Origin of the sequence: Mycoplasma haliaeeti (assembly GCF_048284645.1) — a bacterium.
Lineage (GTDB): Bacteria > Bacillota_I > Bacilli_A > Mycoplasmatales > Metamycoplasmataceae > Mycoplasmopsis.
In genome coordinates, this window is the sequence record NZ_JBLWAB010000014.1 from 1 (window position 1) to 13,854 (window position 13,854).

A 13,854-nucleotide genomic window follows, 5' to 3' on the forward strand; every position below is an offset into this window, starting at 1 on the left:
AATACATTAATTTTTTAAACGAAAGGAATTGTCCTAAATATCTTTATTAGTTCGTAAAAAAATTTACCAATGCACTAGCAAAGGCAAATTTTACTATGTAGTAGGGATAAATTACTTTTCCTTAATATCTAATTTATCATCATTATTAATGTAATATTCAAAATTCTTTAATTCAATATTGTATTCAAAAGCGTCTAATTCATCTTTGAATTTTAATCTTCCAAGATACATAATTAGTTCATAAACCATAATCATGGCTTTAACGTCATTTTCACAATAAAGTTTTAAAGCCGGAACAGTTAATTCATTTCATAAGCTATCTCCAATTATTCCAGCATTTCTTTGCATAGCCTTTTCCATGGCCATAGTTCCTTTTTGGATTTCAAGATCCTTATAAGGAGTAATTAGAGTTTTAAGTCTTAGTCCTAGGTGTGTAATGTATTTTTCAATCTTTTTAATAGAGTAATAATACATTAAATAATTAAGTGAAATAATGTGACTATTTCAAGAAGTAATTTCTTGAAAACGAGCAAAATCAACATCATTTAGAACTTTAATAGTATGATTTTGTTCATCATCTTCAAAGAAGACATATTCCCTTAATTCTGGGTCCATGTTGTTTACTGGTAATTTTTCAGAAGCATAACGATTGAAACAATCAGCTAGATCAATGGTGTTGTTATTAATGTGAAAAATGATATGTTCAAAATCTTTTAGCCCATTTGGAAATAGTTCGTTAAATTGGGCAATAAAAGCTAAGTTATTTTCAGAACCATCTCCATGCAGGATTTGCTTACGTACAAGAGCTAAAACTTCTTTATTACGTGTATTTTCGTAGCTTTTATTATATACCACATAAGCATTGGCACCATCGCAATAAATTGCCTTAAGCATTTTAACTATATCAATTAATTTTAAGCCTAGGGTATCAATAACAATGTTTTCTTTATGAATCTCTTTACCATTTTGTGTTAGGATAATTGAAACTTGGTTAATGACTTGATTATAAGAAGGAACATTGTCAATAATTGGATATAAATTCATGAAGCCTTCATAGTCATATCAGCAAATTCTAGCATCCTTAATGTGAATGTTTTTAACTACGTTTAAGGCTTGGATGTTAAAGAAGTTAATATTATGTTTAATTTTAGCAATCTTGTTTGTAATTGCTTCATAAGATTTCTTTTCAGCTGGCTTAAAAGCATTGCCAGAATAATAATCATATTTATTACCTAAAATATAATTTAGCATTGCAGCCCGTTCTAATGCTGTAAAGTATTCTGGAAAAACAAAATTATCTTCTTCAAGATGAGGAATTATCCCATTTTGCAATCAATATTTTACTTTACTATCATCTTCGTTTGAATCTACAGCATAGAAGTATTTGATAGCATCATAATTAAATGATTCTTCATTATTAAATTCTTGATAACTCTTTATCATTACATCAACATAGAATTCAAAGTTTTCAAGTTGGCGAATTAATAAATCACCTTTCCCTTTAAATTTAAAAGGTTGATAACTTTCTAGCTCTTGTTTATAGCTAGCTTGATCTAAATTAGAACTTTCAGGTGCAATATTGTCTTCTTCAACTTTAGCTTGGATAACAGTTTTATCAACTTCTACACCAGTCTGTAAAATTAAGCCACTTTTGGCACTTTTTACAAATGAGAACATACTGTTACGTTCATAAAAACCACTATGTCCTATTAAAGTTGCATCTCCAGTCTTCTTGAAAATAAAATCTAAATCAATTAAATCAGGGCTTAATTTAGCACTACTTGATTTGGCAATACTTTTTAAAGGATAAGCTGAGTAAGATTCATAGAATCAAATTTGGCCTTGTTTAACTGTTTTCTTGACAGCAGAAACTGGATCAATAATTATCGTTGAACATTCTTTTAACTCTACGTCATTGCGCTTAAGGATTTTTTGCAAGTATCAGAATTGGTAAAATTGAGTATTTTTAGCACGTGAAACATATGATAAAGTACTTAATTTTTTGAGGTTTTTATCATACAATAAACCATCTGAAACAAATCTAAAAAGATTGTCTTGATTATCACTAACTTGATAATCTAAAACTGGATCAATAATTAAATCAATATTAGGGTCTAGTAGAAATTGTTTAGTAGCTAAAATTTTATTATCTAACTTATCAGTTCCTCTAATAAAAGCAACTCTTTTAGGGCTGATTTGATATTGCTTAATATACCAGTTAATAGCATCTTTTTTATATTTTACATAAGAGTCTAAACGAATGTTGATATAAGATTCAGAAACATTGTCAAAATCAATTTCTTGAGTTATATTTGCTTCAAAATGATCATCTTGAATTTGAAAGAAAATATCTGCCTCATCAAGCGCAAGAATATCATCATTATCTTGTTCAACAAATCCTGTTTCATCACTTTCTATCTCTTGCAGCAAGGCACGGTGGTCTTCTGGGGAATATCCTCATTTTTTCTTATATTCACTTTCAATAATACGATCTTGTAAATTAAAAGTGTTATAAATCATGGCAGGATTATTATAAAAAACCTTTTTAAATGTGTTTCATTTTATTATTATTGGCTCTTTTTCTTGCATAGTATTCCTCACTTTATTTTTTCGATAATTGAATTATAATATTTTATATAAAATATTAAATGTAATTAATAAAACAGGAGTAAACATGAAAAATAAGAAACGTTTAAACTGGCTAATTTTAGCTGGATTTTCGCCTATAGCTATTGCACCAATTATGGTAGCTTCGCAATGCGATAATAAGAAGAAAAGCGATATAAACAATGATAACGATAAGGACAAAGATAAAAATAAAAAGGCTGAAGAATTAAAGAAACTAAAGCAAGCAGCTGAATCTTTGAATGCAGCATTAGATAAGCAACAAGAAGTAATAAATAGTCTCAAAGAAAAAATTCAATGACTTAAACTATGAAATGATGACTATCCAAAAAGAATTGATAACTTAAAATTAGCTTGAAGTCAAGCTCAACCAAGTATTACTGAAGCAAGAGAACAAGTTGACTTACTTAAAGAAAAATTTAATAAACTGGTTGATGAATACAAAAATATTAAAGCTGATTTATCAAATCCTAAATTAACTGAATTAAATAATAAAGTTAATTCAAATATAAATGAAGCAAAAACTGCAATTGATAAATTTGAATCTAATCTAACAGGAGCTACTAAGCTATTTGATAATCCAGATTTCTACAACTATCCTAATAAAGGGTTGCAAGAAGCAATAAGCGCTTATGATAAAATAGTTAGTTTGTCTGATACTTTAACTCAACAAGTAACTCAATTAAAAGCATTACAAAATGATACATTAGCTCAAATTGAACAAAAGCAAAGCCAACTTGATAAACTATCTACTTCAGTTAATAAATTAGCAGAACAAATTCAAAATCAAATTTCAGTTAATAATCAATTGTTTACTTGATACCAACAAAGTTATTTAGTCATTCCTAGCGATAATACTATTTACAATTTATACCAAATTGCGAATAGTGATAACTCTGATTTAAGCTCCTCTATTAAAAAGCTTAATGAAGAAATTGATAAATTATCTAAGCAACATGAAGAATCAAAAGATGATGACAACAAAAATAATTCAGGAACCGGGAATGATGGAAAAGATAATACAAATAATCCGACTCCAAACCCTCAACCAGAACCTAAACCGAATCCCGTTACTCCAGGAGACAAACCTATAAATCCAAATCCTCAACCTACACCACAACCAGAACCAAATCCACAGCCTGAACCAAAACCGAATCCTCAACCAGAACCAAAACCAAACCCTCAACCTACACCACAACCGGAGCCAAATCCACAGCCTGAACCAAAACCTGTAAATCCTAATCCAGGAACAGTTACACCTGATCCAAAACCAAGTAAGCCAGTAGATGGTGACAAAGATAATGATAAAAATGTTACAAATACTGATGCTGAAGCAACTTTACTGGAAGCAGCTAAAAAAGCTAACTTATTTCATTTAAACACTTCAACATTTGATAAGTTTTCAAGAATAGTTAATCCAAATGCCACAACAGCTGTCAACTCTTCATTTAACTATGGTACAGTCCCTTTAGTACGCAAAGCTGATAGTGAAATAACAAAACAAGACCTTAAAGATATGTTTAATTACATTATCGGAAGTAATGACATTCGCGAATACGACTTTGGAAGTAGAAAGATTAATACTAATTTAATTGCCTATGCCTACAGTGAATGATTCTATGAAAATTGAAAATACTTCCCATATTATTCAGTTTCAAATGTTAATTTAAAATTTGAAATTAGCTCTGATAGAAAATATGCTCTCAAGGTTTATCGTCCACTGTTTGCTTTAGATTGACAAGGACAATCAACTTACAAGGAAAGCTTTAATAAGTTCATAAAAGGTGGTTTAGAACTGATTAAACCAGGAATGAAAGACTATGATAAAGCTTTTGTGCTTTGAAAATACACTTCATCATACTTGGAATATGTCCTAAAAGATGTACTTACTCCTATTGAAAAAGCTGTACTAATTCAAACTGGTGTATGTGCTAACTATGCACACTTATACTCATTGTTACTTAACGTTGTTGGTGTTATAGCAATGCCTATTGTAACTGGACAAGGCTATATTGATCCATCATATCATGGAGAATCTCATGAAGTAGTTTATATTAAGCTACAACTTCCAGGAAATGATCATCCTATGTGATATTTATCAGATGCAACTTGAGCTAAAGATTCAAGATTGCAATACCAAAAAACACCTATAGCTTACTCACCTCAAAATGGAGTTTCATACCATGAATTCCTATTACCAATTGGTAAAAGCTATAATGAACCTTTAAACCAATCTCAATTTAGTAATGATGAATTTTTCTCATTACCATGAACAGATTTCTTTAATAAAGAAAATGATAATGTCAAATATGCAGTTGGCCCATACGAATTCAAAATTGATGAAGAAAATAGAAAAGTACTCTCTCCAGTATTTAAACAAGGCTACATGTACAATTACATTTTAGAACGTGCAGCTGGTGATATCCTAGATAATCGTTCTGCATATCAATTTTATAATGGAAGCTTTTATGCCTTACGTTCAGTTAAAAGAACTGATGGGCTATATAAAACTCTTGTTAAGCAAGACTTAGCTTCAGATATACCAACTGAGGTAGACTGATATGATGTTATTGACAATTCAACAGCTGTTAGTGAAATACAGGCCTCAATGAGTAATGGTCAAATAGATCGCACTAATAATTTATTTGGATCATACAAAGATAAATTTATCTTTGTAGGAAATAACTTTATTTCAAGATACAATAATACAAAGAAGGTTTTTTATCTTGTTCAAAATGACAATAAAGAAAAGTTTATAAGAATTGAAGTTCCTAATGGACAAAAACAATATATTACAAACTTTTATGCTAATGATGAAGGTATTTTCTACAGTTTAAATTTTGATACAAATTATCATAAATTACCAATGACTGAAGAACAAAAACGCTTTTATGAAACTACAATAAACAAAGAACAAATTAAACAAGATTTTATTACATTTACTAAGTTGCAACAAGTAGATATCAACTCATTCCCAATTGGGCTACTAGCAGGGCAAATAAGCATTGAAAATAAGACAACCTTTAATAATTTAGTTGAATACTGCCTTAAAAACATTGATACTATAGATTTAAATCTTGCTAAAGACTTAATTACAAAATTAGCAGAACAATATAAAGGTGCTATAACTAAAATTGAAGACTTAATGTTTTGAGGAAATCAAAATACCATTATTAATATTCCAAAGGCATCATTTGACAAACATGGAATCATCATGAGTCCAATTATTTACCAAAACCTGGAACAAATTGCTCACCCTAAGAATTCAATTGTTTATGTTTCAATTATGGGAAGTGATCAAGAAGAAGGCCACTATACTGAACTTGCTAAAAACGTTCCAATTATGAATCTAAAGATTACAAGTGATCTTATTAAAGATAATGCAAAATTCATAAAACTAAGATATTACTATAACCAAAATGATACTAAGTATTATGAAACAAAACCAATTTTCTTAAACTTTGAAACTGAAGATTATGATAATCAAATGAAGATTTATTTAAATGGAACATATCAAACTTCAAACTATGGTAATAAGCCAAATTGAGATACAAATGATGTAACTTTACAATTACAAGGATTTGAAAAGAATAATTCATTTTATGAACTATACTTCATCTCTAAAGATAAGAAAATTACTAAGTTAAAGTTAGATTCAGATACTCTTTCTTTAGGTAAAATTACAGATCAAAATGCTGGATTATATTTCATAACAAGAAGAATAGATATGAATAATAAATCATATAAACAATACTCTAATTTCTTCTATGCTTTAAGTGCACAAGACATATATAATCCTACAACAAATGCCTTATTTAGTGAGTTGCTAAAGCTTGCTAAAACCTTATAATAAGGTTAGCCTATCTTGCATAAGATAGGCCTTTTTTATTCTAAAATGCCTTATTTATAGGCAAAAAGCAATGTGGAACAATGTGGAACAGCCCAAAATTTAGGCTAAATTAGCAAGTTTTAGCAAATGAATAAATAAGATTAGCAAGTTAAATTTGCTTCTATAAATAGAATATTTATAAAAAAATAAAAAAAAGTATTTGCAAGCTTAAAAAAGTATTAAAATACAAGTATGCAATTCGTAAGAAAAATACTTAAAAATAGGAACTTTACACAACTATACGATATTTTCTTTACGGTAATTTTTTTATTAATTATTTTAGTTATGTTGTGTTTAATCCCTGTGAATTATGGATTATTTTTCGGATATGCATTAGGTGCTCTATTAATGTATGTCTTTTTTAAATTAAATTGAATATTTGCTTATTTCACCCTTAGAAATAAGAAAATAAAATTGTATGCACTTTTTATTTTGAAAACAACATTATATTTTGCAATAGTTGCTTTAATCATTTATTTAATGATTACAATAAACTGTTCACATTTAGAACATCTAGAACCTAAAATAAACAAACCTTACACCTTGTTGCAAATGGTTGATCGTCCGATTAATTTATTTGCTTTCTTAGGTGGTCTGCTCACAAGCTTTGTTGCAATTGTGCTTGCACAAATTACACTAAGCTTGAATAAATAAAAGGAAGGAGGCTTGTTATGAAAATGGACTTTATGGCTTGAAACCAGCCACAACTACTTTCTTTAGTAGTTACTGTTGTTGTTATTTTAACAATAAGCATAATTGTCTATGTCAAAGTTAGTCGTGTTAAAGAAGATCAAGCGCCAAAAGGTGTAGCACAAATTGCTGAAGCTTATGTTTGCTTGATTGATAATACTTTTGATGACACCACTGGTGGTGATAAGATTCAAAAATCACGTCTATATATCTTTACATTAGCCACATTTATCCTTGTTGGTAACTTAACAGCCATGATTGGTCTTGAACCGATTGTAACCTCATATTCAATTCCATTCACCTTGGCTTTAATGAGCTGACTTGGAATTTTTATAGTTGGTGCTATTTATCAAAAAGTTAGATACTTAAAGAGTTTTCTAAATCCATTAGATTTACCAGGAAAAGTTTCGCCTCTTATTTCCTTAAGTTTCCGTATTTATGGGAATGTTATAGGTGGAACTACAGTTATTTTCTTAGTTTACTCACTATTTGGATACTTCTGAACCTTAATTCCTGGAATAGGAGCTGGTAACCATGAGTGATACTTCTTAGCCTTATTAGTATCACCTGCACTCCACTTCTATTTCGACTTGTTTGGATCAACCTTACAAGCATATATCTTTACTCTACTAACTACAGTTTACTGAGTGGTAGAAGCTTCTGGAGCAGAAGGAAGCAAGAAAGATAAAAAGGCTAAAGAAACATTAAGTGAAAAAGCTGAGGAATGAACTTCTCTACAAGCTATATACTAAAATAAAAGGAGAATAACATGATTGAAACAGTTACAAAATTATTAGATACAGCTGCAAATACAGCTGCAACTGCTCCACAAGCAGATACAGTTAAACAAGCTGCTGCATCAGGTAGTTCATTAACAACTGGACTAGCTGCACTTGGAGCTGGACTTGCTGCAATTGGTGTTCTTGGAACAGGAATTGGACAAGGATACGCTGCTGGTAAAGCTGCAGAAGCTGTTGGTAGAAATCCAGAAGCTGAATCTAAAATTCGTCTTATGTTAATTATCGGTGCTGGGATTGCTGAAACTGCTGCTATTTATGCTTTCATCGTTGCTTTATTATTACTATTCTTAAAATAGTAAGTAGACTACAATGATTAATACTATTTCTAACGTTGTAACATTTGCTGCTAGAAACTATGCAATAGATCAACCACATGCAGCAAAAGATGGGATTACTGAAAAATTCGCAAATTTAATTCCAAGTGTCCCAATGATGATTGCAACAATACTTGCCTTTGCTATTGTTTTCGCTATTTTAACTTGATTATTATATAAACCAGTTAAGAAAATGATGAAAAGAAGAGCTGACTTTATTCAAGGTAACATTGATGATTCTATCAAGGAAAAAGAATTAAGTCAAAAAGCTAAACTTGAAGCTAATAATAAACTTCAAGAAGCACACAAGCAAGCTGATATTATAATAACTAAAGCAAAAATAAAAGCTAGCGAAGTATCACATTCATATACTGAAAAAGCTAAGGCAGAATCAAAACGTTTACTTGAAGAAACATCTCAAGATATTGCTTCACAAAAACGTGAATTTGATTCAAATGCCAAAAAATACATTGTGACAGTTGCCACAGACTTAGCAGAAAAGATTCTAAAGAGAGAAATTACTCCTGAAACGCAAACCGAAATTATTGATAAGTTTTTAAATTCAAACAAATCCCCTGAGGAACTTTAATTAGATGTATGTAAAAAGAAATGTCTCAGCATATGCTGTGGCAATATACGATTTAGTTAAAGAACAAGATAAATTTAAGGAAATTCAACCTCAATTTGAAGCAGTTAAAGAAGTCTTTGTAACAAATCCTAAATTTGCTACATATCTTGGAAATGACTTAATTGCTGAAGAAGAAAGATTTAAGACTATTGATTTAGCCTTTAAAGATTTCGACATTATTATTCGCAATACATTAAAAGTTATTGTCCAAAGAAGAATGACTTCTTACATTGTTAAAATTATTGTTGAATACTTAAAATTATCAAATAACGAATTAAAAATTCGGTTCGCTATCGTCCGTTCTGCTTTTCCGCTATCAGAAGAACAACTTGATGCAATTAGACAAAAAGTTCAAAGTGTTACACGGAGAACTGTTGTGTTAAAAAATGAAGTTGATCCTAACTTGATTAGTGGAATCCAAATCATTTCGAAAACTGAAGTTTTAGAAATGAACTTATTACATGATTTAACAAAAATCAAAAATGAAATTATCAAAAAAGAAAATGAAAAGGAGGTGTAATAGATGGCTATTAGATTAGATGACATATCTGCAATTATCAAAGATCGTATCGAAAACATGGGTAAAACTGCAGATAGATCAGAAATTGGTCAAGTTATCTCAATTGGTGATGGTATCGCTGTTGTTTCAGGGCTTAACAAAGTTCGTAATAGTGAAATCGTTGAATTCCAAAATGGTGTTTACGGTTTAGCTCTTAACCTTGAAGAAGAAACAGTTGGGGTTGCGCTATTTGGTAACGCTAACTCAGTATCTGAAGGTTATACAGTCAAAAGAACTGGAAAAGTTATTTCTGTTAACGTTGGTGATGCTTTACTTGGACGTGTAGTTAACGCTCTAGGTCAACCAATTGATGGTAAAGGTCCAATTACTAATACAGTAACTAGTGAAATCTTTAAAGTTGCACCTGGTGTTATGACACGTGAAGAAGTTAACCAACCTCTTGAAACAGGTATCATTGCAATTGATACTATGATTCCAATTGGTAAGGGACAACGTGAATTAATCATCGGAGATAGACAAACTGGTAAAACTGCAATCGCAATTGACACAATTATCAACCAAAAAGATAAAAATGTTAAATGTGTTTATGTTGCAGTTGGACAAAAGAATTCAACAGTTGCGCAAATTGTAAACAAATTAAATGAGTTCGGCGCTTTAGACTATACAACAATCGTTGTAGCTGGAGCTAGCGAACTTGCACCTCAACAATACATTGCTCCATATACAGGGGTAACTATTGCTGAATATTGAATGTCTCGTGGAGAAGACGTTTTAATAGTGTACGATGACCTATCAAAACATGCTATTGCATATAGAACACTCTCACTACTTCTTCGTCGTCCACCTGGACGTGAAGCTTATCCTGGGGACGTTTTCTACCTACACTCTCAATTACTTGAACGTGCAGCTAGATTAAACAAAGCTAACGGAGGTGGTTCAATTACTGCCCTTCCAATTATCGAAACACAACAAGGTGATATCTCTGCTTATATCCCTACAAACGTTATTTCTATTACAGATGGTCAAATCTTTACTAAGGAAGCTTTATTTAACTCTGGTCAAAGACCTGCTGTTGATATTGGTTTCTCAGTTTCTCGTGTTGGATCAGCTGTGCAAATTAAAGCTATGAAGCAAGTTGTTGGTTCATTAAAACTTGAACTTGCTCAATATAACGAAATGCAAGCTTTTGCTCAATTCGGTTCAGATCTAGATGACTCAACTAAAACCATTCTAGAACACGGGGCAAAAGTTTACGAATTATTAAAACAAGAACAATACTTTGCTATTTCTCAACCTGCGCAAGCAATCATTTTAGTTGGGGTTAAAGAAAGAATTATTAACCCACTTCCAGCTGAATACATCCACGATTACCGTGACAATGTACTTGCTTACTTAAGAAACGATTCAGAAGGAATTAAACTATATGCTGACATCGTTAATACAGGAAAAATCAGCGAAGAAAACTACAAACTCATTGAACAAGCATTAATTAAGATAGTTAAAGATATTATTGTAGGTATTCCTAACTACGATCCAAAAATGTACAAAGCATTTCCAAACAAATATCTAGTTGAAGAAACTAAAGAAGCTAAATAATGGCTAACTTAAATAGTTTAAAGAATAGAATTTCAGTTGTTACTAACACACGTAAAATTACCAATGCTATGCAACTTGTTTCTACTGCTAAATTAAGAAGAATTAGAAATGAATTCGCTAGTGTTGATGCATACTTAAATTCATTAAAAGATACTTTTGATGAATTAATCTCACATGTTGAGCCAAGAGACTTCTTTAATATTTTCCCTGAAAATAAAGAAGTAAAAGGTGACTTACATATTGTTATGACCTCTGACCTAGGTCTTTGTGGTTCATATAACCACAACATCATTAAGTTACTTAAAACTAAACTTAAACCAGAAGACAAAATTATTGTAATTGGTTTAAAAGGTTACTCAATGATTCAATCAATGGGAGCAAGTGAACAAATCGTGCTTAAATACACCGAAATTGGTGAATCAGTGTCTTATGAAATTGGAACATTGATTGCTAAGAAAGCATTAGACTTATACCGTAATAAGAAAATTGCTAATGTTTTCTTCTACTACACAGAATTTATTAACAACATATTACAAGAAGCTGTAGTAATTAAGCTTTTCCCATTTGACATTCCTGAAAAGAAGGAAGCCAAACAAGAAGCTAATGCTACAATCGAATTTGAACCAAACTCAGAAGTGGTGCTTAAAAACTCAATCCCACTTTACTTAGCAAGTATGGTATTTGGACTTGGTACAAGTTCAAAAATTTCTGAAATGGCTTCTCGTAGAAATGCTATGGAAAATGCTACAAAGAACGCTGACGATTTAATCAAAGACCTAAGATTACAATACAACCGTAAGCGTCAAAGCAACATTACTCAAGAAATTAATGAGATCGTAGCTGGTGCAGATGCTACATAATAAAAAGGAGGATAATTATGGTTAAAAACGAAGGTACAATAGTACAAATTCTAGGACCTGTTGTCGATGTTAGATTCGACGAAGGTAAATTACCTCACTTACTTAATGCTTTAACTTTAGAATATGAAGGACAAAAATTCACATTCGAAGTTGCTCAACACATTGGGGATGATACTGCTAGAACCATTTCAATGGTATCAACTAATGGGCTTCAAAGAGGAATGAAAGTGCTTGATACAGGTGCTCCAATTGAAGTACCTGTAGGAAACGAAGTACTTGGAAGAATGTTTGACGTGCTTGGAGATCCAATTGATAATATGGACTTTCCAAAGAACGTTGAAAAAGCTCCAATTCACGCTCCTTCTCCATCATACGAAGAACAAAAAACATCTTCTGAAATCTTAGAAACAGGGATTAAAGTTATTGACCTTTTAATCCCATATGCTAAGGGAGGAAAGATTGGTCTATTTGGTGGGGCCGGAGTTGGTAAAACAGTTCTTGTTCAAGAATTAATTAACAACATTGCTACAGAACACAATGGTCTTTCAGTTTTCGCTGGGGTTGGAGAAAGAACCCGTGAAGGAAATGACCTTTACCACGAAATGAAAGCAGCCGGAGTTCTAGACAAAACAGCGCTAGTCTTTGGTCAAATGAACGAACCACCTGGGGCACGTATGCGGGTAGCTCTAACAGGGCTAACAATGGCTGAATATTTCAGAGATAAACAAAACCAAGATGTGCTTTTATTCATTGACAACATCTTTAGATTTACCCAAGCTGGATCAGAAGTTTCTGCTTTACTTGGACGTATGCCTTCAGCTGTTGGTTACCAACCAACACTTGCAACTGAAATGGGTGCACTTCAAGAAAGAATTACTTCTACACGTAGAGGATCAATTACATCTGTACAAGCTGTTTATGTGCCAGCAGATGACTTAACTGACCCAGCTCCTGCTACAACCTTCACTCACTTGGATGCTAAAACAGTTCTTGATCGTAGCATTGCAGCGCTTGGTATTTATCCAGCAATTGACCCACTTAACTCATCATCTAGATTACTAGATCCATTAATTGTTGGTCAAGAACACTACAATGTAGCCCAAGAAGTTGTTGCTATCTTACAAAGATTCAAGGAATTACAAGACATTATTGCTATCCTTGGTATGGGTGAATTATCAGAAGAAGATAAGAAAATCGTTGCTAGAGCCAGAAGAATCAGAAACTTCTTATCACAACCATTTACAGTTGCTGAAAAATTCTCAGGTATTAAAGGACAATACGTACCTTTAACTGAAACAATTAGAAGTTTTAAAGTTATTCTTTCAGGTGAATTAGATGATTATCCAGAAGATATCTTTAGATATGCAGGAAGCATTAATGATGTTATTGAACGTTACAACAAGCTACACAAAGAAACTAAGCTTGAAGCAGCAGAAGCAAACAGCGTAGAAGATCAAGAAATCCAAGCTGATGCAACACAAAGCGAAGCTAATGGACAATAATGAGCGAAAATAACGTACATTTAATTATTACAGTACCAAGTGGAATTTTCTATGAAGGTGATGTAAACATTGTAACCTTGAAGACAGCTTCAGGTTACATTGGTCTTCAAGCTGGACGTACACCACTCTTTTCTAACATTGAAATAGGTAACTTAACCATTGGATGAGATAATCATCCAGATACCATTAAATGCTATATTGGTGGTGGATTAGTTTATGCTGATGCTAATAAAATCAATATCATAACTGATGATATTATAAATGTTAAAAATATTGATGTTCAAAGAGCTCTTAAAGATAGAGACAATGTGCTTCGTCAACTTGAAGAAGCCTCACACAATGATTCTATTGATAAACTTAAACTTGAAACCAAGTTGAAAAAAGCTCTTCTCAAAATTGATGCATACAATAATTTCAATAAATAATAATG

Annotated in this window: 10 protein-coding genes and 1 pseudogene; 10 read left to right on the forward strand and 1 reads right to left on the reverse strand. The window is 31.5% G+C overall.

Translation table 4 applies throughout. The features are described 5' to 3' along the window. Window positions 1-111: 111 nt before the first annotated feature. Window positions 112-2,589, reverse strand: coding sequence for a UU173 family protein (locus ACNQ2T_RS03285; RefSeq protein ID WP_418018268.1), 2,478 nt, complete (start codon window positions 2,587-2,589; stop codon window positions 112-114). An 85-nt stretch (window positions 2,590-2,674) separates the two neighbouring features. Between ACNQ2T_RS03285 and ACNQ2T_RS03290 the strand changes: the two genes are divergently transcribed. The 10 genes and pseudogenes from ACNQ2T_RS03290 to atpC all read left to right on the forward strand — a co-directional run bounded on the left by ACNQ2T_RS03290 (window position 2,675) and on the right by atpC (window position 13,849). Then, window positions 2,675-6,475: a hypothetical protein gene (locus ACNQ2T_RS03290; protein ID WP_418035987.1), complete on the forward strand. Its 3,801-nt coding sequence runs from the start codon at window positions 2,675-2,677 to the stop codon at window positions 6,473-6,475. 231 nt (window positions 6,476-6,706) lie between these two features. Continuing rightward, window positions 6,707-7,168 (forward strand): hypothetical protein, encoded by a 462-nt coding sequence (locus ACNQ2T_RS03295; RefSeq protein ID WP_418006148.1) that lies wholly within the window; start codon window positions 6,707-6,709, stop codon window positions 7,166-7,168. A gap of 17 nt (window positions 7,169-7,185) precedes the next feature. Continuing rightward, window positions 7,186-7,956: a F0F1 ATP synthase subunit A gene (locus ACNQ2T_RS03300; protein WP_416741976.1), complete on the forward strand. Its 771-nt coding sequence runs from the start codon at window positions 7,186-7,188 to the stop codon at window positions 7,954-7,956. A gap of 17 nt (window positions 7,957-7,973) precedes the next feature. Beyond that, window positions 7,974-8,300, forward strand: a complete 327-nt coding sequence (gene atpE / locus ACNQ2T_RS03305; RefSeq protein WP_416755715.1) for an ATP synthase F0 subunit C — start codon at window positions 7,974-7,976, stop codon at window positions 8,298-8,300. 13 nt (window positions 8,301-8,313) lie between these two features. Then, window positions 8,314-8,907, forward strand: coding sequence for a F0F1 ATP synthase subunit B (atpF, locus tag ACNQ2T_RS03310; RefSeq protein ID WP_416741978.1), 594 nt, complete (start codon window positions 8,314-8,316; stop codon window positions 8,905-8,907). Window positions 8,908-8,911: 4 nt separating this feature from the next. Next, window positions 8,912-9,466: an ATP synthase F1 subunit delta gene (gene atpH / locus ACNQ2T_RS03315; protein ID WP_416755717.1), complete on the forward strand. Its 555-nt coding sequence runs from the start codon at window positions 8,912-8,914 to the stop codon at window positions 9,464-9,466. Window positions 9,467-9,469: 3 nt separating this feature from the next. After that, a complete protein-coding gene (gene atpA, locus ACNQ2T_RS03320) occupies window positions 9,470-11,062 on the forward strand; it encodes a F0F1 ATP synthase subunit alpha (protein ID WP_418035989.1) in 1,593 nt (530 codons plus the stop codon). Beyond that, window positions 11,062-11,922 carry an ATP synthase F1 subunit gamma gene (gene atpG / locus ACNQ2T_RS03325; protein WP_416755719.1) on the forward strand — a complete coding sequence of 287 codons (861 nt, stop codon included), beginning with the start codon at window positions 11,062-11,064 and terminating at the stop codon, window positions 11,920-11,922. Before atpA ends, atpG begins: the two co-directional genes overlap by 1 nt. Window positions 11,923-11,939: 17 nt before the next feature. Further along, window positions 11,940-13,325, forward strand: a pseudogene (gene atpD / locus ACNQ2T_RS03330) (F0F1 ATP synthase subunit beta); the annotation flags it as partial. A 98-nt stretch (window positions 13,326-13,423) separates the two neighbouring features. After that, window positions 13,424-13,849 carry an ATP synthase F1 subunit epsilon gene (atpC, locus tag ACNQ2T_RS03335; protein WP_416741983.1) on the forward strand — a complete coding sequence of 142 codons (426 nt, stop codon included), beginning with the start codon at window positions 13,424-13,426 and terminating at the stop codon, window positions 13,847-13,849. Window positions 13,850-13,854: the final 5 nt, after the last annotated feature.